At 43.4% G+C, this 22904-nt stretch carries 13 protein-coding genes; 2 read left to right on the top strand and 11 right to left on the bottom strand.

The window, feature by feature from the left end:
- Positions 1–88: 88 nt before the first annotated feature.
- From spoVT to H8S51_RS17715, 11 genes are all read right to left on the bottom strand, one after another.
- The gene (gene spoVT, locus H8S51_RS17665; RefSeq protein WP_118590596.1) at positions 89–637 is read right to left on the bottom strand and encodes a stage V sporulation protein T; all 549 of its coding nucleotides are present in this window, start codon (positions 635–637) and stop codon (positions 89–91) included.
- Positions 638–846: 209 nt separating this feature from the next.
- Entirely contained in the window at positions 847–2688 is a 1842-nt protein-coding gene (locus H8S51_RS17670; protein WP_186899269.1) for a glycoside hydrolase family 20 zincin-like fold domain-containing protein, read from the bottom strand.
- A 31-nt stretch (positions 2689–2719) separates the two neighbouring features.
- On the bottom strand, positions 2720–4915 hold the full coding sequence (locus H8S51_RS17675; protein WP_186899270.1) for a glycoside hydrolase family 3 protein: 2196 nt from the start codon (positions 4913–4915) through the stop codon (positions 2720–2722).
- Between the two features lie 10 nt (positions 4916–4925).
- Positions 4926–6218, bottom strand: a complete 1293-nt coding sequence (locus H8S51_RS17680) for an MFS transporter (RefSeq protein ID WP_186899271.1) — start codon at positions 6216–6218, stop codon at positions 4926–4928.
- A 73-nt stretch (positions 6219–6291) separates the two neighbouring features.
- Complete coding sequence (locus H8S51_RS17685) at positions 6292–9381, bottom strand: alpha-mannosidase (protein WP_186899272.1); 3090 nt, start codon at positions 9379–9381, stop codon at positions 6292–6294.
- 103 nt (positions 9382–9484) lie between these two features.
- Positions 9485–11740: a hypothetical protein gene (locus H8S51_RS17690; protein ID WP_118590586.1), complete on the bottom strand. Its 2256-nt coding sequence runs from the start codon at positions 11738–11740 to the stop codon at positions 9485–9487.
- Positions 11741–11755: 15 nt separating this feature from the next.
- Positions 11756–13867, bottom strand: a complete 2112-nt coding sequence (locus H8S51_RS17695) for a type 1 glutamine amidotransferase family protein (RefSeq protein ID WP_118590584.1) — start codon at positions 13865–13867, stop codon at positions 11756–11758.
- 93 nt (positions 13868–13960) lie between these two features.
- On the bottom strand, positions 13961–14947 hold the full coding sequence (locus H8S51_RS17700) for a glycoside hydrolase family 130 protein (protein ID WP_006856800.1): 987 nt from the start codon (positions 14945–14947) through the stop codon (positions 13961–13963).
- A 14-nt stretch (positions 14948–14961) separates the two neighbouring features.
- Positions 14962–16425 carry an ABC transporter substrate-binding protein gene (locus H8S51_RS17705; protein ID WP_006856799.1) on the bottom strand — a complete coding sequence of 488 codons (1464 nt, stop codon included), beginning with the start codon at positions 16423–16425 and terminating at the stop codon, positions 14962–14964.
- 47 nt (positions 16426–16472) lie between these two features.
- The gene (locus H8S51_RS17710) at positions 16473–17393 is read right to left on the bottom strand and encodes a carbohydrate ABC transporter permease (protein WP_006856798.1); all 921 of its coding nucleotides are present in this window, start codon (positions 17391–17393) and stop codon (positions 16473–16475) included.
- A 12-nt stretch (positions 17394–17405) separates the two neighbouring features.
- The gene (locus H8S51_RS17715; protein WP_006856797.1) at positions 17406–18359 is read right to left on the bottom strand and encodes an ABC transporter permease; all 954 of its coding nucleotides are present in this window, start codon (positions 18357–18359) and stop codon (positions 17406–17408) included.
- Positions 18360–18698: 339 nt separating this feature from the next.
- Here H8S51_RS17715 and H8S51_RS17720 point away from each other — a divergent pair, with 339 nt between their 5' ends.
- Both H8S51_RS17720 and H8S51_RS17725 read left to right on the top strand, forming a co-directional pair.
- On the top strand, positions 18699–19727 hold the full coding sequence (locus H8S51_RS17720) for a LacI family DNA-binding transcriptional regulator (RefSeq protein ID WP_006856796.1): 1029 nt from the start codon (positions 18699–18701) through the stop codon (positions 19725–19727).
- A gap of 283 nt (positions 19728–20010) precedes the next feature.
- Positions 20011–22845, top strand: coding sequence for an endo-beta-N-acetylglucosaminidase (locus H8S51_RS17725; RefSeq protein ID WP_241070804.1), 2835 nt, complete (start codon positions 20011–20013; stop codon positions 22843–22845).
- The last annotated feature ends 59 nt before the right edge of the window (positions 22846–22904 follow it).

Here is a 22904-nt window from a genome sequence, read left to right on the forward strand (position 1 = left end):
TTTTTTCTGTTTTTCCAATAGTGAAAAGAAGCAGCGGATTTTTCTTATTAGAAACCCCGCCGCCTCTTCTTATCTTTGATCTTCTTTTTTACTGTTCCATCTGTCTTCCCAAAAATGATGCTGCCGCAGCAGCCAGTTTTCCTTCGGTATCACTCATTTTCTTTTTTTCATCCTTATTACAGATAACCACCGCACCGATCGCATCTCCCTCACAGATGATCGTACTGAGTGCCTGCTGTGTATATTCCCCGGCATCATCCAGTGTTATTTTCATAAATTCTGCATCTCCTGCAGATGCCTGATAGTTCTTTCTCTCACTGATGGCTTCCTCTAACTGTCTGCTGACCGGCTTTCCCTCAAATTCTTTTTTCCCGCTTCCGGATGCCGCGATCACATGGTCACAGTCTGTCACAAGTACAAGATATCCCGTGGTCTGTGCCAGGCTCTCCGCGTACTCCCCTGCAAACTGTCCGAGTTCACCGATCGGTGAATATTTTTTCAGGATGATCTCCCCCTCACGGTCTGTAAATATCTCAAGCGGATCTCCCTCGCGGATCCTTAAAGTTCTTCTGATCTCTTTTGGCACTACGATACGTCCTAAGTCATCTATCCGGCGAACAATTCCTGTTGCTTTCACGTTGTTATCCTCCAATGCTATATTTTGATAAAGCAGCTCTTTCTTATATATCAGCTTTGGAGTTAGTATGTGGAAAATATTGAGATTTATTCTTGTATCCTCTCATTTGCTTATGATTCCGGCAGCAGACAATATGCTATATCATAAATTTCCCGCGAAAAGTCCTGATGATTAATCAGTTATCACCTGATAGAATTTATACTTTTTTATCATTTTCTGCGCATCCAGTCTGCATACCAGAACACGATCTCTGCAATATGATGCAGATCGCCTTCTTTGCTGGTGGCTCTCCAGTTTTCTTTATAAGCCATAAACCAGCATTCTAACTTTTCTGCCAGTTCCAGACCTTTCTGCATATCAAAACTTCCCGTTTTTTCCATGCTTTCTGTCAGGAGTCCTACGGCATTCCAGATACCGATCCCCTGCAATGTCACGGATAAAAGCTGCATCTGTTTTTTGGTTTCCGGCATCGCCTGCGTGCTCTCCAAAAGTTTTTTGTATATATCACGCAGGGCATCTGCTGCAGCATCTACACCCGCCTGATCCACACCGCGGAACAGATCTTCGCCCTCTTCGAGTTCATGCTTTAAGCACCGGTTCTCATAATACATGACAGCTTCTCTCCACTGAAATACCGACTGTCCGCAGATTTCTGCCAGATGGGAAACATAATTTCCGGTAGTATCCCCATACTCGATCCGTGAGATCATACGGTTTAACTCTGCAAATGGTATCTTCTCCCCATTCCAGGAAAATACAGCACCGTAGATCATCCCCGGAACAGAAAATGCCGGATCATTAACGTGTCCAAAATCTCCCCAGTCTGTGTTCAACACACCGATGCCATGATATTTTGCCGCATAACCGCACATTCTTGTAATATTTTTATAAGAATTTTCTATTAAGTTTGCCCACTGGTTCCAGCCGCATACACCCGGACACAGATACTGCACTGCACCCGTCTGTGCGATCGCCCTCGTCTCATCTTCCCTCTGTTCCGGTGCGTATCCCCAGTTCAGGCAGATCATGCTCTCCGGCAGTTCCTTCATCAGTTCCGGCGAATTCCAGATGATATCGCCCCAGAACATTGGGATTTTTCCATTTTCCACCAGAAATTGTGCAAGCTCTTTGACATAGTCAATATAAAGCCGATGGACGCCACGCTCTTCGACAAGTTTTTTCGATTTATATTTGCCAAGGCAGAATGTCTCATCCGCACAGATATTAAATTTGTTGGAAGAAAACAACTGCATATATTCTGCGATCATCTTTTTGATCAGAGGAAGGGAACGCTCATCGGAGACATTAATCGTATGATACCGCATCCGGTTCCAGAAGGAAAACGGCTCCTTCCAGGAATCCTCCATCTCGCAGAGATCCCCATATGTTTTTGTGGAGAGCAGTGTGCACAGATGTCCAAAACTTGCCAGCGACGGAACCAGTTCAATATGACGTTCCCGGCAATAACTGTCAAGTTCGCGGATCTCCTCTGCCGTAAGCGGAGTCTGATCCCTCCACATTTCCGAAAAGTCACGGAACAGATAGGTATGTTCCACATAAAGCTGAAGCTGGTTTAATTTATAGCGGCACATCCTGTCTGCAATTTTTTTGAGTTCTTCCAGTTTTAACACACGTCCCCTTGTCTGGTCAAAATAATAACCACGGTTTGGCATATCCGGGGCATCCTGAATCTGTACACAGGGCAGTATCCCGCCACACTGCTGTACGATCTGGCAGAAGGTCTCCACACCATAAAGCACGCCAGCCCCGTCGCCGCCTGAAATCTGTCCGCCTTTTTCGTCGATCGTGATCTCATATGTCTGCTCTGGTAATGTTTTTGCGATCCCAAGAGAGAGATCCCCCTCCCTTACTTCCCCTACGGAAAACGGCAGGATAAGCCCCGTTTCCTGCCTGATCGCCTCCTGCAGTCTTTTTGCTGCATGCATCTCTGTCTCTGCCACCTCTTTTGTCATCACAATATGTGTGCTGTGGCAAAGCAGCATCTGTCCGTCCTGTTCTTTGATTGTTTTTGGCTTTGGTAATAAATACATAATTTTCTCCTCCTGCTGTCAGAATTTCTTCCTATTCTTCAAAAATTATTTTTCCACTATCCATTAAAAGTATTTTACTCTTATAAATCTTTGCACCACTCTCATTAAAATACCGGAATTTATCCGCATCCATAGCGATTTCAAATGCATTCTGACTTCCTTTTTCCACTTTTATTCTGGAAAATGCAACCAGTTCCCGCTCTCTTGGCACAAGCTCACCGGACAACACTTTCCGGTAGCATTGCAGCACTGCCGTATCATCTATATTTCCTTTATTCTTTACAATTCCTGAAATAATCCACACATCCTGCTGCTTTTTAAGACAGATATCCACATACTCCATGTGGGAATATCCCATTCCTTCCCCAAATGTATACAAAACTCCCTGTTCCATATCACAATAGTGCATTGCCGGATAGGACACCGTATGGTTATAGTACACCGGAAGCTGTCCGCAGTTTCGCGGAAGGGACACCGGCAGTCTGCCGGACGGTGCATATTTTCCAGACAACAACTCCGCGATTGCTTTTCCTCCCATCGGTCCCGGATAAAAAGCATATAACAGTGCATCTGAATCCTGCGAAATTTCAGGGATTGCATAAGGCCGCCCGGCAATGACTACGGAGATCACCGGTTTTTTCAGCGCACAGACAGCCGTAAACAGTTCGTTCTGGTTCCCGGGGAGCTGTAATCTGGCGGTATCCATGCCCTCCCCACAGTCCATCTCAAGTACTCCCTGTACTTTTGCCGCACCGTTTTCATCGAACAGCGCCCCTTTAAAACGACTCGATGATCCGCCTAATGCCAGCACGATAATATCCGCATTTTCCGCAAGAGAAACAGCCGTCCCGACCTCATGTCCATTATAACAGCGAACCCGGTCTGCACCAAATTCTTTTTCCATGCCGCTCTTTAACGTCTCATATCCTGCCCTGTCCATTGGAGGTGAATAATCACCGATCTGCCGGTAAATATCATCCGCATTTGGACCGATCAGAGCTATTTTTTCTGCTCTCCCAATCGGCAGTACATTTTCATTCTTCAACAACACTACCGACTCGCGCGCCAGTTTTTCCGACTCCTGATATGCCTCTGTCGGAAATGAAACAGCACCATTTTCGCTGTAAGAGGCGGTACGGTTCCCGTTTTCATCAATATAAGGTTTATCCATCAGTCCCTGCTCAAATTTCAAAGTGAGCACTCGAAGGACCGCCTGATCGAGTTCCTTTTCCGTGATAAATCCCTGTTTTAACGCCTCCTCTAACTTTGTATAACCTTCATCCCACAGACTGATATCCACACCTGCTTTCAGTGCAAGTGCTGCCGACCTGATATTATCCCCCGTCATAATGTCTAACTGGTCGATGGCGATGCCATCCGCCATCACGACCCCGTCAAACCCCAATTGTTCCCGCAGAATATCCTGCAGCAGATGTCTGTTGGCATGGCAGAATTTTCCATCGATCTCGTTGTATGCAGCCATAATGCCTTTTACGCCCGCCTCACAACATGCCTTCGCCGCCTGTAAATGGATCTCCCACAGTTCCCTCTCTCCGATCCTCGCTGCGCTGGCATTGACCCCTCCGGTCGTCTCCCCCTGTGCACAAAAGTGTTTTGCAACCACTGCAACGCCCTCTTTCTGGATTCCTGTTACGATCGCCCGCGCGAGCTCTGCCGATAAATATGGATCCTCCCCATAACACTCCTCACTGCGCCCCCATCTTGGGTCTCTTAAAATATCCAGTGCCGAAACCAGTGCAAAATCCACGCCCATCTGCTTTAACTGCCTGCCGCACACCTGCCCTGCCCGCTCATACAATGCCGGGTCAAACGATGCACCTACTGCCAGATTGACCGGGAGCAGATATCCGTCTAACGCCTGATGTCCATGTGGACATTCACTGCTCAGTAAAAATGGAATTCCAAGGCGGCTGTGTTCGATCACATATTTCTGTAACTGATTATATGCCTGCATGGAAAGTCCCCCGGCAAGCCCTGTCTCATAATTTTTTTCCGACCATGGATCTGCACGGTAAAGACCATAGATCGTGCCGATCCCGCCCCACTTTTTTACTTCATCCTTTAATTCCTGCGTAAAAATAATTTTTCCATCTTCTACATGGTAGATCCGAAAACCATATAAATGCTGGTTTAACTGTCCCACTTTTTCTGTTGCGGTCATCTGCGCAAGCAGCGCCTCTGCCCGCTTTCTGCTATCTCTCTCCATATCTGTCCTGTCATTTCTCCTTTATTTTTCGGCTGTATAATGAACTTGCAATAATTCCGAATGCAGACAAAATAAACACCATCTGTATGTTATCTACCGGAATGTTTAAAATCCTGATATCCTTTGATAATGCCACAAATGTCGAGCCGAGCATGGATGAAAAAAATCCTACAAACCCAACCATTGTTGAGCAGAAGCTGACATAGCTGACACGGTGTTCTAACGGTGCAAAGGCAAACTGCATCCGAAAAGTCGCAATATTGATGCCGCCCCAGGCAACCCCGCTCACAGCCTGTACGACCGGAAGCCAGTAGATACAGTTTTCTTTCGTCAGCAGTCCCCAGCCGATATATGCAACTCCCAGCATAAAAATGGACCCCAGCGTGACAAGCCTCCACGAATAACTGTCTGCTGCCTTCCCCCACAGATTTGCAGCCGCGATCCGCGCCACCGATGCAACCATATTCATGACGGTGATATAAAAATAGGACAGCCCCAGATTCTCTAACATATAAATAGAAAAAAACGGACTGGCAAAATTAGACGCCACACTCCACAGCAGGAAGAAAATCAATATATTGCGGTAATTCTGGTCTGTGAGCGGCATCTGTATTGCTTTCCTTATGTTCAGTGGCTCCACATGTTTCACATTTTCCGGTTCCCGGATCAGCGTGAGACAGGTAATGTCGACCACGCAGATACCGATACCTAAAATGCCGATGATCCGGAATCCCAGAATCTCCTGATCCGCGAAACGGTAGGCATCTAAAATTTTACTTAAGATCAGGGAACCGCCTGTGGACGCAACTAAAGTCATTGAATCCTTCAGTCCGAGATATCTTCCCAACCGTTCTTTTTTCACCAGGCTGATCAGCCAGTTATTTGCCCCGGTGTTGATAAATGCCCCACAGAAATGTGCACAGGAATACAGCACCGCGATCACTGCCACCGAGATTCTCACTCCTAACATCAATGTCGGAACAAACAGCATCATGAGCAGGCATAAGCGCTGGATGAGTGCAAACTCTACCGTGATCCGTTTGCTGCCTGCGCGGTTCTCATAGACGACAGAGGAAAAAATCTGGATGGTATTCATCAGCGTCGGCAGTGCAGCTATGATCCCGGTCAGTGCCGTCCCCGCACCCACAAGATAGGCAAGTCCCGATAAAAATGCGCCGGAAGTAACCGTAAAAATCTGTGTGGAAGCGCATCCATCGAGGATAAAAAGTGCCCTGCTGGTCCGATACTGTTTTTCCGTAATATGATCGGAACACTCAAAAATATGGCTTAATTTATTGGTCATAACGTAAATCTCCCTATAAAAAGAGAGGCATCCCACCGAACTCTCTTCGGAATCTGAATGCCTCTATATGATTTTAAACGAGTTTTACAGTAACAACTTCATACGGTTTCAGTTGTACACAAACCACTCCGTCTTTCAACTCTAATTCTGCTTCTTCCTCCTCGAGCAGATTGCAGGCAAACGCTTTGTTGTAGTTCCCCTCAACTACAAGATTTGTCTTTGTGAGTGCATTTTCGCTCTCATACATACGGATAATGATGCCATGACCGGACTCTGCACACTTGATCGTCTCTAATACAACGTTGGACCTGTCCACAGATGCTTTTGACAACAGGCTTCCCGGCTTTCCTCCTGCCACTGCAATAGCCGGCTGGTTCAGGTCATATGCCTGCTCCACGGTCTTTGCTTCCTGCCATTTTTCCGCATGCGGATAGATTGCATAGGTAAAATAGTGCTCTTCCTGATCTGCCACCGGATTCGGTTCGATGCCGGATTTAATCAGTGTCAGTGCCATATCAGAATCCTTCACGGAATGTCCATATTTGCAGTCATTTAACATGCTGACTCCGTAGTGACCTTCCGAGAGATCGATCCATTTCTGTCCGCAGCTCTCAAAACGTGCTTTATCCCAGCTCGTATTGGTATGCACTTTGCGTGTCAGATTACCAAACTGTACATCAAATGTTGCTTCATCGGTATGTACATTGACCGGGAAATGTACCTTTAACAATGTCTGATGCTCTTTCCAGTCCACATAAGTCTCAAATTCGATCCTTCTGCTGTCTGCATAGAAATGGATCTTCTGGCGGATCACAGAATTGCTTTCTTTCCGCTCCATCTCTAACGTTGCACGCACCGGACCGCACTCTGTCCATTCCATAGAAATCACATCATTGACATCCCAGTACTTTTCGGTATAGTAAATATCCACATCCCAGTTATCAAAGCACATCGGCTTATCCTCGTACATGCGGAACTGATTGCCTTTTTTGCCATCCTGCAGTACTTCCCTGTCGTTTTCCTTATCGTAGATGCGGTCAAAACATCCCTCCGCATCCAGATGGATCGTATAAAACGGTGTCTCAAGCGTATGGTCATCCACAAGGACAAACGGTGTTTTCTGCTCAATTTCACTGGATACAGCCGCAAATGTCTTATATCCTTTTGACGGCAGATGCTCTACATAGACCACTGCACCTTCTGCAGTCTTCTGTACCGGATAGATCACGCCCTCTGCATCCTTTAACGCTTCCGCATGGATCTCCCCAAGTTCTACGATATCACTGCGGTCGTGTCCGGTTGTATTGAAAATAGTGATGCCTTCGCCATCTCCCACGAGTGCATGGAGACGTTCCTCTTCCAGTGCTTTGATCTCTTTCTGAAGTGCAGCGTATTCTTCCTTTGTCACCTCATATACTTCATGGATCGCAGATCCAGGCAGAATATCATGGAACTGGTTGATCAGGACTTTTTTCCACATGCGGTCGAGTTCTTCTGCCGGATACGCTGCCTGTGCCTGTGCTAAAACGGACAACAGTTCCAGATCCATCAGACCAAGTTCTGCCTTACGGTTGCTACGTTTATTTCTCGCCATGGAGGTATAAGTTCCGCGATGGTACTCAAAGTAAAATTCACCTTCCCATACCGGCAGGCGTCTGTCACCTTTCACGCGCTCCTCAAGTTCTTCAAAATAGGTGCGTGAAAATTCCTGGCGTACTTTCGGAATCCCTTTGATTCCCTTTTCCATGCGGATCGAAGTCTCAAGCATTTCCCTGGTCGGACCGCCGCCGCCATCGCCGTAACCGTAGGAGACTAAGATATCGTTATTGATGTCCTTATTCTGGTAACGCATCCATCCTCCCATGATCGCATCCGGGTGCAGCATGCCATTATAGGTCGTAAAGTAATCTTTGATCGGCTGGCTCACGCCAAGGGTCGTGATCAGGTGTGTCAGCACCTCTGTTCCATCGATTCCGCGCCACATCATCGTATCGTAAGGTACTTTATTGAACTGGTTCCATGCCAGTTTGGTTGTCATAAAATAATCGATTCCGCATTTTTTCATGATCTGCGGCAGTGCCCCGGAATAACCGAACACATCCGGCAGCCAGAGGATACGGTTGTCCACGCCAAATTCCTCTTTAAAAAAGCGTTTGCCATGCATAAACTGACGGACGAGGGATTCTCCCGATGTCAGGTTGCAATCTGCCTCGACCCACATACCGCCTTCCGGCTCCCAGCGTTTCTCTTTGATGCGCTGTTTTGCTTTCTCGTACAATTCCGGATAGCGCTCCTTTAAAAATGCATATAACTGCGGCTGGCTGGACATGAACTTATAATTCGGGTACTCGTCCATCAGCTTTAACACAGTTGCAAAGCTGCGTCCGACTTTTTCCCTGGTCTGTGCCACAGTCCACCACCACGCAACATCGATATGCGTATGTCCGATACAGGTTGCGATCACATCCTCATACCCTGCCATATCCTCATAAAGTGCTTTCTGGATATAAGCAGATGCTTCCCGCACACTCCGGTAAAAGCCTTCGGAATACGGGGTCCTTAGATCCAGCAGATTGATCGTCTCATTGAGCACATACTCAATATCCTTGCGGTTTTTATCATCTGCTTCCATACGGGAAAATGCTGCAAGCGGAACCCACAGGTCATAATAGAGTTTTTCGATCTCTGCATCGATCTCCTCGATCTGTGTGCGGAGCGCAAATTCCTCATGCATGATCCCGGTATATGCCTGCAGATCGATGGTCAGTGTCTCTCCTGCCTTTCCGCTTCTTGTGATCAGGCACTCCCTGTGGTTCATATCGATACCCTGATAAACCTCCCCGTTCACAAACACGATAAACTGCGGATTTCTTCCGTCATCCCACTCGTCGATCTGTGAGGAAACGCGGATCCATATGCTTTTGCCATCCAGCTCCTCCGGAACGGTATAGGTCGTGCGGAACCAGTAATGACGGTCCTTGCCATACCAGTGCATGGTCTTGCAGTCAAAGTTTTCCCAGGCTGCCTCGTCTTTTAATGCATCCTCCGGGTGAATAAAGTTTCCTTCCTTGTACTCCCACTGTGTCAGTGGAAATACCTGTTTTACTTTTAATTTCTTAAGTTCGTTGCAAATTACACCGACTCTTTTGTCTAAGAAATCCATATTTTCCTCCTTGTCTTGTTTTCTTTCTATATTAAGATCGTTTCCAATCTTTATATAAGTTCCATGATGCAGCCCATTAAATTATCTGGCAGCTGCATTAGCATCATGATTCATACTTTAATTTCCCTGTAATATATACTTTTTCGTTGTTGCTTCTGTAGGATAACAAAACCGTTCTGCTTTTCTCATCCCATACAGACTGCAGTTCCATGTTTTTCCCGCTTTCTGTATGTGCACATAAATCTTCCGGTTTCCCCGGCAGGCGGATCCTCATATTCACCTGAATGTGATCAATTGCCTTCGCCTCAATACTAAGCTGTCCGTTTTCACATACCATATTTTCAATACGCGCTGCCGTTGCGATAATCCTTACATCTTCTTTTATCTTTTCAAGATCAAACAGCAGCTTTTCCTGCCCGGGTTCTACCAAAACCCGCTCCACGACCGGATATTTATCTTCATACAGATCCACAAACAGACCCTCTTTTGTATAAACCGATCCCATATCCGATTCCTGCATGGACGCTATCACAATATACGGATCCCTTCTTACCGACAGATAATTGCACATCTTCCAGTGATATCCGCCCATCTTAAGTCCTTCCCGGATCCAGTTGCGGTATTTATCTGCGATCGCTTCATTCACGCTTAACAGCGCAGGAACTTCATTCCATACGAGAACATTTCCCTCTCCGATCCGGTAACATCCATTGGCTGGTTCCTTATCCATTCCAAACTCTGCAAAAAGATGTTGTGCAGGCGTGTCGCAGAAAAATTTCTGCCACCATTCCTGTAAATAATTATATGGATCAAAGTCTTTTCCAATATAAAAAAGTGTGCCTCCCTGTTTTACCCATTCCACCAGTTTGTGATGAAATTCTTCACTTTCCGGTTTCATAAATTCATAACTTAAGATCAGATACCGATATTTTCTCAGATACTCATCATAGCGGACCATGTGATCAAAATATACCGGCTGTATCGGTAAACCATATTTTAATAATGGCAGTGTCAGTCCAAACCAGTCCGGGAATGCGCAGCATTCTTTATACGCATATTCCATTTTTTCCATGGATAAAAGAAGCTGACGTTCTTCTTCCTTTTGAAAAATAAGACGGTTCATCCAATCTTCCATTCCCGACAGATTGATCTTCTGCCCATGATGTTCCACATGATCCGGGTATGTCCGTTGGTACATACAGCTATCCGCTAAAAATACACCGACCGCATCTTTTTCTGTTTCGTTTTCCCCTTTGGTCATATCTCCCAGTGTCTGTATCATACTTGCCAGAAATGTCGCGTAGGTATCCGGGATATTTTTTGCACCTTCCATATCCTCCGTCGGGATCATCCCCTCCGCAAGACCGACTTTTCTTGGATATCTTCCCTTAAACACCCTGTTTGGCCACGGACACACCTCGTAGTGATCCACATCCGGCCAGAATAAAGCTGCTGTCAGAGTCTTTTTATATTTATCTTCATACTCTTCCCAGCCATGCTCCGGGTTATCTTCCACCGGATCCTGTAAAAACCATACTTCCTTATCTGTCCCTTTAACCAGTTCCTGCATGATGCCATATTCTAAATACGCCGTCTCAAATGTTCTGCTCTTATAATGGCCCTCATATACGTTTCCTGTGCCACTCGTCCCCGTCCATACCTGTGCGATAAAACCATCCACCTCATCGACATCCAAAAGACGGCTTTCCGGACTCATGATCTTCCACTGTGCATAATTTACCAGACTATGCGTCGCCACATAAAAATGGATCTCTTTCCCCGTTTTTCTTCCATACTCTTTGATATTTCTGCTGAGATGTCTGACAAGCCTTCCATATAAATATGCTTTTAATCTGGAACTGCGGTATTTCGCATTGATATTTGTATGGGGCGGTTCCCAATCCACGCCATAATATGCCAGATATTCTTTTTTAAATGCCTCCGAATATCCTCCCGCTTCCCAGAATTCGGGTTCTTCCATATAAATTTCTGTGATCCCTTTATCTATGAGAGTACATAAATGTTCCGTCAGATATTGGATAAAAGACCGTGTCGGCACCATATATGGTGTATCAACCCCGTGCAGGATCGGGTTTCCGTTCCGGTCCGTCTGACATTCATCCCAGTGCTCCTTTCCGTCCCACCTGCCGCACAGATACTCTTTATAATTTCCCCAGGCGCACCCAAGCATTAAATGTACCTTATAGCCCCGCTCCCTATATTGCTGCATCCGGGATTCTAAAGATTCATTCAGACCATAGACCATAACGAAATCCGTCTGAAGGTCAATCTCTGATGACCACGGTTCTATCTCCTGAAACCCCGTTTTGATTTCTTCTTTTTCTCTTATAAAAGCCATACTTTCACCTGCTCTTTATTCACGCTCAATCCATACCGCTGAATGTGGCAATAACACGGTATCATTCACTGGATTTGTAAATTTCCGTTTTCCTTTTAAATTTCCAATCTCATACGGTGTTGACCGATGGTTTACCAAAACCATTCCCGTCTCAAACACACCTGTTTCAATGCCTCTTTCACAGATTCCTGAAACAGGTTTTCCACATACCCCTAACAGATCTTCCAACAGTGTACTTCTTGCCTGAATGATCGGATACATTTCTTTATTTCTCTGTTCATATGGTACATGTGGTATATTTTTTGCCACATAAGAAGCACCTAACTGTACTCCGCAGGAAATAACCTTTCCTTTTTCAATTTCCTGCATAACAATACATTTGCCCGCATCGTCTGCATACGCACTGATACATCTTCCTGTCTCATATCTCTGAAATTCACAGCCCTGTGGAATGACAGGCTTTTGATATATGTACGGTGTTTTTTCACATGGGATCCCCTGAATGCCGAAACAGTTTTTACTTAACCCGCAGTCTGGTCCATGTAGCACGACTCCCCCATTTGTCACCCATTCCCGGATCATTTTTTCCATGTCTGTGTGTTCTTCCGCAAAATAACAGTCATTGGATGGAACGATCAGCATCTTATAGGCGTTTAATTTATTCCCTAAAATGTCCTGATAGCTGATGACATCCGTCTGATACCCAAGATCACAGCATATTTCATACCACCCCAGCATATCCAGCCGGCGGATCTCATTATTTTCCACATCAAACGGTTCATAATCTGACATCTCGGATGGAAAAAGGATTGCGATCTCTTTAAATTTACTTTTTCCCCTTTTTGGAATCACTTCTGCACACCAGGTATTTCCCCTTCTCAGTGAATCTAAAAAGTCATCTTCCATGCGATTTAGCACACCGCCATCATCAAGTCCGTTCATCCCATAGGAAGTGTAGCCATCTACCCCGCACGCGGTCATGGTACCCACAATTTCTTCCGGCGTTAAAAATGCATACAGATCCCGGTAAATATAACGTCCCCAATAGATACCGCCGATACATTCTTTTCCTTCATTCATCACGCGCATCATACTGTGCTGGCAGGAAGTGACATAGGCATCCGGACTCGCATCCGGTCTTGCCGGAACTGTTATGAAATGGCAGGAATCCACATATGGACTGATCGCATACATATCGATCCCCCGCATTGCAGTATCCCACAATTCACTGTAATCCGGATTGTCACTGTCACATTGTTTCTGGCTGTACACATTAAAAAAATATCCCCACTGCGACAGATCCGGACAAAGGAATAATTCCGGGTGGTCTTTTTTGAGGCGTGTCTGCATATCTTTAAAGTACAGCCGCAGTTCTTCTATTTTCCAGGACATGTTATCTTTCCATATCCAGAACTTCTTTGTTCTTTTTTTGATATCCTCTCCGGTATAACAGCTTCCCTCTCCATAAATCACAGAATACCAGTAATCCTCTGGTTTTAACTGCTTAAAATCATCGATATCCAGATCGTACCTCTCATTGAATAACGATATATTGTTTTTATATTTCTCTTGTAAAAATTTCTGATAGCGTTCTATTCCATCCTGGTCAAAACTTGGCGCTGCAATCGGATCCCACATCGTACATGTTGGAAGGACCTGTTTTTGTCCCAACCGGCAGGTGGTACAGCCCTCCCCGTACATTTGAAGGATCTGGTCTACATGCTCTGCCATCGTTTCTCTCGCAGTATCTGACCAGTACTTGTACCATTTTCCACCTTTTTGATCTATTGTCACGACCTCTTCCCCAAATACAGGTGGACTGAAACGGATATGCGGGTACAAATTATCGCCATTCAAATATAACACCAGGAAATTATACGTTAATCCATGTTTCAATGCAGACTGCCCCATATATTCCTGCATTTTTACATATTGGCTCCGTTCTCCGGTTTTATAGCGTTCCCTGAAATCTTCCCAGTCTTTTGTGTCAAACATAACGCTGTTATAACCAAGATTTTTGATCAGTTCCATCGTCTCATCCACAAAATCCGGATCGTCATATCCCGGACTGTAAAAATTTCCAAATATTACATTCATATATGGTTTTCCCGAATTTTTCTCTATCATTCTTTTCTCCCACTGCTGTTTCCAGAAATTTTTTGCAAAAACAGAGCTGTCACAAATAATATTATTATTATTTTGTAACAACTCCGTTTTTTATTACATACTTTCCATGCTTTCCATTAATTCATTTACTGTCGTAAACGCAAGTCCTGTAACTGTATCTGCACAGCCATAGTAAATTGCAATTCTTCCTGTTTCTGCGTCCGTAAGCGCAGCACACGGAAATACGACATTCGGAACATCTCCCATACACTCATAAATTTCATGTGGTGCCAGAATATAATTTTTTGTCCGCTTTAAGACTTTCCATGGTTGTTCGAGATCTAACAGTGCACAGCCCATACGGTATACAAAACCGTTACAGGTGTTGATAACACCGTGGTAGATCACAAGCCATCCTTCTTCTGTCTCGATCGGGATACAGCCTGCACCAATTTTGGTTGACTGCCATGCTGACTCGTCCCCTTTGATGGTTCCCATCACATATCTGTGGACACCCCAGTGTTTCATGTCAGGACTTTCACTGACGAAGATATCTCCAAACGGCGTATGTCCATTATCACTTGGACGGCTTAACATATAGTAGTTTCCATTGATCTTTCTCGGAAAAAGAACTCCATTTCTGTTAAATGGCAAAAATGCATTTTCCAACTGATAAAATGTTTTAAAATCAAATGTATAACCTACGCCGATCGTTGGATATCCATGATATCCATTACACCAGGTGATATAATAGCGGTCCTCTATAAAACATACTCTCGGATCATATCTGTAATCTCTTTTTCCAATCTCTTCATCATCACAGTGGAATACGATCGGATCATCCGAAATATCCCAATGGATCCCGTCTTTACTAAACCCTGCAAAGATATCCATACTGATCGATCTGCTGTCGCAGCGGAATATTCCTGCATATCCATCTTCAAACGGAACGACCGCACTGTTAAAAATGCTGTTTGAATTTCTGGTCGCAAAGCGATCAATGATTGGATTTGCTTTATATCTCCATACAGGAAGTTTATCGTTTTCGTCCTTGTCTTGCCATGGCATATCCGGCAATGCTTTTCCTACTATTTTACTCATATTTACTGTTCTTCCTACTGTTTATTTGCTAAAAATTCATCAATCTGTGACTGTGCCTCATCTAAGACATCCTGGAATCCTGCATTCATTAATTCCTCTTTGATCTCCGGAACTGCTTCCTTCGGATCTCTTACACCTGTGAGGACTTCACTCTTGTAACGTAACCATACTTCTGTACAGTTTGATAACTGATCCTCAACGTTTGATGTATCAAATGTAAATCCTAACAGAACAGATGGTACTGCATTTTCATTTAACTCTTTCACTTCATCCCACTGATTTACAGTATCTGTATCCTGCTGTGTAACGGTAAAGAATGTTCCCTGTGTATAACCTGCCATTGTCCAGTCTTCATTGAGTTTGTGAACTTTATTGTCATCTGTGTACTCAAAGTTTACTCCCTCTTCTCCATAGTAGAACATATCCCTAAGAGTCGTATCTGTATTTACAAGATCTAAGAACTGTAAACATTTCTCAGGATATTTTGTATTTGCAGAGATCATGTTAATAGAACCGCGAACTGTATCATTCGATAAGATCGTATCGCCAATTTTTGCAACCTCAACATCTTTTCCCATCTGTGGACCCCAGGATGTCTGTGCTGCGGTAGACCATCCCTGTGCCACTCTCCAGACATTATATACACGGCCTTCGGAAAGTGTAGATGCATCCGGATTGATAATACCGTCCTGATACCACTCATGAATGGTCTCTAACTCTGAATAAATATCATCCTGTTCCAGTGTATAGCATACTTTCGCATCTTTATCATTGTACTTTACACCAAGTGCCTGGCATCCGGCACCTAACTGATCATAAGTATCAAAGATATAATACAGACCATCATTCTTTACATAGACCGGATAATCATTGGTATCACTTTTGATCTGCTTAAAGGTATCTGTCAGGGAAGATATGTCTGTCATAGATTCAATATCAAGATTATACTTGTCAACGATCTCCTTATCCCAGATCGCATAATTGGATAATGAGCTGTCTTTGTAGGTCGGAACTGCATAAATCTTTCCATCGATCGCTACTGCATCCCAATAGTCACTTGGCATAAGTTCCTTCAAGCCCGGCATATTATCATCGATCAGATCTGTAATGTCATAGTAAGCTCCGAGTTTTGTATCAGATGTATAAACATTTCCGTTGCCGAAAATAATGTCATAATCTTCATTGGTACTGATAATGATATTTCTACGGTTATCCCAGTCTCCCCAGGCAACTACTTCCATATCAATATTTACACCTATTTTTTCGCCGACATAATCATTCACTTTCTTTACCCAGGAATCATAGTTATCCGGCATTCCACTTCCAATTGTGACCCACTTCAAAGTAACGATATCATCGCTTTTACTGCCTGAAGCGGTGGAGTCCCCCTGGCTTTCAGAACTATTTCCACACCCTGCGAATAATCCTGCGGTCATCATTGCTGCAAGCCCCAATGACACAATTCTCTTTTTCATCATAAAATTTTCCTCCTAAATCTGATATCTCTTATTTTGTTTACACGGTATCATCCTTTTACAGAGCCGATGGTCAGACCTGAAATAAAATACTTCTGGAAAAATGGATATACACATGCAATAGGAACCACGATAATAATAGCGATCGCCATTCTCACACTCTCTGTCGGCATACTTGCTTTATACTGCTGCAATGAAAGCCCGCCATATGGATTGTTCGCTATATACTCAATATTGTTCTGGATATTATTCAGCATAGACTGTAATGTCTGTAAATTCTTGTCTGAAATATATAAGGATGCCTGAAACCAGTCATTCCAATATCCAAATGCCGCGAACAGTGCGATCGTTGCAATGATCGGCTTTGAAATCGGTAAAATGATCTGTGCAAAAATTCGAAGCTGTCCTGCGCCATCAATTTTTGCCGATTCCACGATGGAATCTGGGATCGTCGTTTTAAAAAAGGTTTTACAGATCACAATATTAAATGGCGATACCGCAAGCGGCAGGATCAATGCCCAGATAGAATTTCTCAAATGCAGGATATTTGTATTAACAACGTATCCGGCGAGCATACCACCGTTGAAAATCATCGGGATAAAAATCACCCAGGTATAAAAACTTTTCAGTTTATAAGTATTTCTTGAAACAACATATCCCATCGTCGTTGTCAGCAGTACTGACAAAATAATACCAAGCGCGGTAACCAGAATGGAAATGAATGTTGCATGTAAAATAGTTCCTCTTTCATTCCACAGAAACTGATATGCCGCTGCCGAAAGTTCCTGTGGTATTAACTGATATCCATTTTTCTGTATTGATGTCTCACTCGAAATAGAGATAGAAAACACAAATACGATTGGAAAAATACACAACGCTGATAATATAATAAAAATGATATTAAAAAACACATTCGTGCTTTTTTTAATCTGATTAAGTTCTTTTTCTTTTCTTAATTTGTTGCGTGCCATATTGCTATCCCCCTATATAATCGCGCTGTCTTCATCAACTTTTTTTACCAGCCAGTTTGTAAGCAAAATAGTTGCACAACAGCATACAGACTGGAAGAATGAAGCCGCTGCTGTCTTTCCAATTGGTGCGCTCGACTGGATTGCTTTGTAAATATATGTATCAAATGTAGATGCAACGTTGTACAGGGACGCCGGTATTCCACCCGTTGCCTGATAAAACAGACCAAAATCAGAATAAAAGATTTTTCCTGCATCCAGGATCAGCATCATGATCAGAACGGGTTTGATGCATGGCATTGTGATATGTTTTGTCTGCTGCCATTTGGTTGCACCGTCCATAACTGCCGCTTCATACAGAGACGGATCAATTCCGGTGATCGTTGCCAGGTAGATGACCATTCCATATCCCATGCCTTTCCAGATCCTTAAAAAGGTAAGGATAAACGGCCAGTATTTCGGTTCCTGATACCACATGATCTTTGTTCCACCAAGTGCAACAATGATATTATTTAAATAACCTTTTTCCGGCGTTAATACTGCATAAACAATATAACTGATCACAACCCATGACATAAAATACGGGAAAAACATCATCGTCTGATATGCTTTTGATGCCAATTTATTCCGCAAATTGCTCAGCATCAGCGCAAATCCTACTGCAACGGCCGCTCCCAGTGCAATAAACACAAGATTGTAAACGATCGTATTTCTCAATAACATCCAAAAGGCATTTGATTTAAAGAAATATGTGAAATTAGACCAGCCCACCCAGTCACTGTGAAGCAGATTATAGATAAATCCATGCCCCGGGCTCAATTTATAATCTTTAAATGCAATGATAATTCCAAACATTGGAAGGTAAGAAAACAATACAAACCATATAAAAGTTGGAAGAGAAATCAGTGTTAAATCCGTATCATCTCTTGTCCAACGTCTTTTTCCCTTCTTTTTCTTTATCTCTTTCATCAGTCTCCTCCTTTACTTTTGTTTCCCTGTTTATGAACAAATATTAACTTTTATTTTATATTTTGTCAATAATTTTATTAACTTTTTTATCCATTTGTCGTCACTTTTGTTGTTCTTAATATATTTTTATATAGCATTTTGTGCATTTCAACTATTTTTCAGTTGTTTTTTATTAATCGAACCGCCTCTTGTTAACATTTGTTAATTTTTTTTGTTGCAAACATCATCTCTTTAATGCTATACTGTACTTATAATTTCAAACTACATACCTGTCTTTTATTGACTGCAACTACACATTTTTCTATTTGTACTATAAATCTAAAAAGGAGTATTTCTACTATGAGTAAAGTAACTATGCAAGACATTGCAGATGAATTGGGGATCTCACGCGTTACGGTATGGAAAGTATTTAACAATCATTCAGGCGTTTCAGAAGCAGTTCGTGAAAGCGTACTTCAAAAGGCAAAAGAATTAGGATATTCCAAATTCATGCAGGAGCCCGCCGCAATCCCTAACGACCCGCAAGAGGATAAAACAGTCTCTTTAATCGTATCCCGCCCGGACTCCTCTACATTCTGGACAAACATTATCCATAGATTAGCGCAGGAACTGGCAACCCATAATATTAACCTTCTTTATACTTATGTGCCATCCTCCTATACACCTTCTTACTCCTTTCCCTCTGCCCTGACCAACGGAACTGTCTCTGGGGCAATTATTCTGAATGTATATGACACGAAAATGGTTGAATTAATTAATAACACTTTAAACATCCCTAAAGTGTTCCTTGATACGGTACCCGAAGTCGGCAACCGTGCTTTACATGGCGACCTGCTGCTGATCGAGGGCTATAATACCATGTATGAAATCACACAATCCATACTGGAAAGAGGCATTACGAACATAGGCTTTATTGGCGATATCCATTACGCGATCACGAACAAAGACCGGTATATTGGTTTCTGCCATTGCCTGAAAGATCATAATATTCCCTTAAATCCAGCCATCTGTCACACGGATCCCATTGGTATTTTCTCATATCATAATGATCTGTATGCCTTTTTGGATTCTATCCCGGAACTTCCACAGGCTTTCATTTGCGCAAGTGACTATATTGCCCATTTTCTTCACCTGTACCTGACAGAACATCCGGAGCGTATTCCAAACGGTATTATCCTCACCGGATTTGACGGAAGCAATGAATATACGAACATCAACGGACTTCTCACAACCGCTTACGTTCACACCAGCCTCCTGGGAAAAAGACTTTCTTTACAGATCATCTATCGGATGGATCATCCTGATGCGCCCTTCGAGCTGACATATATCAGCCCTGAAATTGTGTACCGGGATTCTATCGTAGACTGACCTTTCAAATTCTGTTCATCATCTTTCATAGCAATGTTATCAAAAGTTAACAGAGTTGTTTGTTATGTTTAAATAAATTAAGCAGATAGCTCAAAAATTTAAACTTATATTTGTGAACTATAGAGAAAAAGCACAAAATACAACACAAAAAGTTGACATTGATAACAAAAACAGATAACTTTATGATAACATATTATTAACAAATGATAAGGCGAGTTAAAAAATATGTTTAAGAAGTAACACTATGAAAAGACGGTGGGAGAAAAAAGAAAGGAAATGTTTTATGAAAAACAAAGTTTTAGGAAGAAGATGCATTGCCATTTCTCTGGCAGCAGCATTATCTGCAGGCTTAACAGCCTGTGGCAACACAGGGGGTGACACACAAGCTGCCACGACGGAAACAACTCAAATAACAGAGACAGTTCAAACGGCAGAGAGAATTTATTCTCTTACGGAAGAGAATGAAAATCAGGAGCTTACGATGGCGCGTCAGCCGGAATCCTCTTACTGGTTTCCATCTGAACTTTTAAGCTGGGATGCAAAAACAGATGAAGATTTGCGTTTCAATGTAAGTACCGTCCCCCTTTCAGAGCGCGCCGCAAGAGAACATTTGCAGACAGTAAACTCAACTCAGAACAAAGAAACAAATATCATGGCAATTTCCATTATGAACAGCAGTACCAGTGGAAACCCGCCTCATGGTCTGAATAAAGTGAATGCAAATACTTTCACCTACTGGCAGTATGTGGATACGCTGGTTTACTGGGGTGGTTCTTCCGGAGAAGGTCTCATTGTATCGCCAAGCCCTGACGTTGTAGATGCAGCACATAAAAATGGCGTAAGAGTTCTTGGAACTGTTTTCATGCCTCAGACCGCACATGGCGGTAAAATGGAGTGGTTAGAAGACCTGCTTGTAAAAAATGAAGATGGCTCTTATCCGGTAGCAGACAAACTCATTGAAGTTGCGCAGACTTATGGTTTTGAGGGTTGGTTCATGAATCAGGAAACCGAAGGAACCGATGAAGAACCGCTGACGGCAGACCATGCGGCGCGCATGCAGCAATTTATCCAATATTTCAAAGAGCAGGCACCGGATCTGGATCTGGTCTACTATGATTCCATGACCGTGGACGGCAGGATGGATTGGCAGAATGCCTTAACAGAAGAAAACCTTGCTTATCTTGTGTCCGAAGACGGAGAACCCGTCGCCGATGCAATGTTTTTAAATTTCTGGTGGACTTCAGACACCCTTTCCGATCAGGAACTTCTGAAGAAGTCTGCCGCACTTGCTTCCGAAAACGGTATCAACCCTTATGATCTCTATGCGGGTGTAGATATCCAGAGCGAGGGCTATCATACGGAAATTAAATGGGATTTATTCGAAAACGAAAAAGGCGGGACCTATACTTCACTGGGACTTTACTGTCCAAGCTGGGCTTATACTTCTGCTGATACGATCCAGAATTTCTGGAAACAGGAAAATAAACTCTGGGTCAACTCCATGGGTGATCCATCCGCAGATGTCAAAAAACTCAGTAACACACAGTGGAAAGGTATTTCCTCTTATATAGTAGAGCGTACGCCTCTGACATCTCTACCGTTTGTAACAAATTTCTCTACAGGGAATGGTTACAGTTTCTTTAAGAACGGCAGCCAGATAAGCTTACTTGACTGGAACAACCGCAGCATCGCAGATATTATGCCAACCTACCGTTATATTATTGAAAACGGTGACGGCAATAAATTAAGTGCTGATCTGGATGTAGCAGATGCTTACTATGGTGGAACAAGCCTCATTTTAAGAGGCAATATGGCAAAAGATACCTCTTCCACAATTAAGTTATATGCTGCAGAACTTACCGCTGCAGACAATATGATCTATACGACTGCTGCAAAGGCAAAGGGAACAGAAATTACTTTAAATGCGGTACTTGAATTAGAAGATGGTTCTGTTGTGACATTAGAGGGTGACCAGAACGTCGGTGAGGAATGGACCGTTGTCTCTTATGATACTTCTTCTATCATAGGAAAGACGATCAAATCCATCTCTTATGAGATAACTTCTGCTGAAGATGTGAGCGGACTGCAGTTACGTTTCGGTAACATCACAATGATGGAGGCAGATTCCGAAGAAAATGCAGCCGTAAGCAATCTGGAAGTATTAGATTCCGAGTTTGATGAAGATGGAATGTATGCAGGTGTACGTCTTGCGTGGAATTCAGATACAGCTGCTGATTATTATGAAGTTTACCGGGTGAATCAGGATAATTCCAGATCCCTGCTTGGCGTATCCAACACAACCAGTTTCTATATCAACACACTTCCCCGTACAGATGATACCAACAAGTCTGCCTTTGAGGTCGTTCCAGTCAATGCAGCCTTTGAAGAGGGAAACAGTGCACAGGTCGTTATGGATTGGCCAGACAACAGTCTGCCGAAAGCAGATTTTGCAGCAGATGTAACACTGGCTGCACCAGGTACGAAGATTACTTTTGAAAGTTTATGCTCTGCAAATACAGAAACCGTAAACTGGACATTTACAGGAGCAGATATCGAAACAGCAGAAGGCGAGAGCGTATCGGTATCTTATCCAGAAGAGGGCATCTACAATGTTAAGGTAACAGCGGTGAATAAGGCTGGAAGCATTGAGAAAGAAAAAGAAGGCTATATTGTTATCACCTCAGATGCAGCAGATGGTCTTGTACTTCTTTCCCAGGGAGCAGGAACCGAAGCAGACGCATATGTAAATGAAAACGAAGCGCCGGAGTTTGCGGTAGATGGCGATGTTTCGACGAAATGGTGTGCAACAGGAGCTGCACCTCATGAAATTACCCTTGATTTAGGCGAAGTGAATACCGTAAGTGCAGTTGACATTTTCCATGCAGAAGCAGGTGGCGAGAGTGCAGACATGAACACGAAATCTTATACCATTCTTGTCAGCCAGGATGGAAATAGTTTTGAAGAAGTATACAGCGTGACAAAAAATACAAATGGCACGACGCACAATGCATTTACACCAAAAGACGCACGGTATGTGAAACTCGTAGTAAATAAACCTACACAGGGAAGCGACAGTGCTGCGCGTATTTATGAGATTGAAGTTTATGGAATAAAATAATTTAAACTCTGTAAACACAAAAGGACTGGCATTGCTGAATTTTTATCAGCTTACTGCCA

Origin of the sequence: Roseburia rectibacter, from assembly GCF_014287515.2 — a bacterium.
Taxonomy (GTDB): Bacteria; Bacillota; Clostridia; order Lachnospirales; family Lachnospiraceae; genus Roseburia; species Roseburia rectibacter.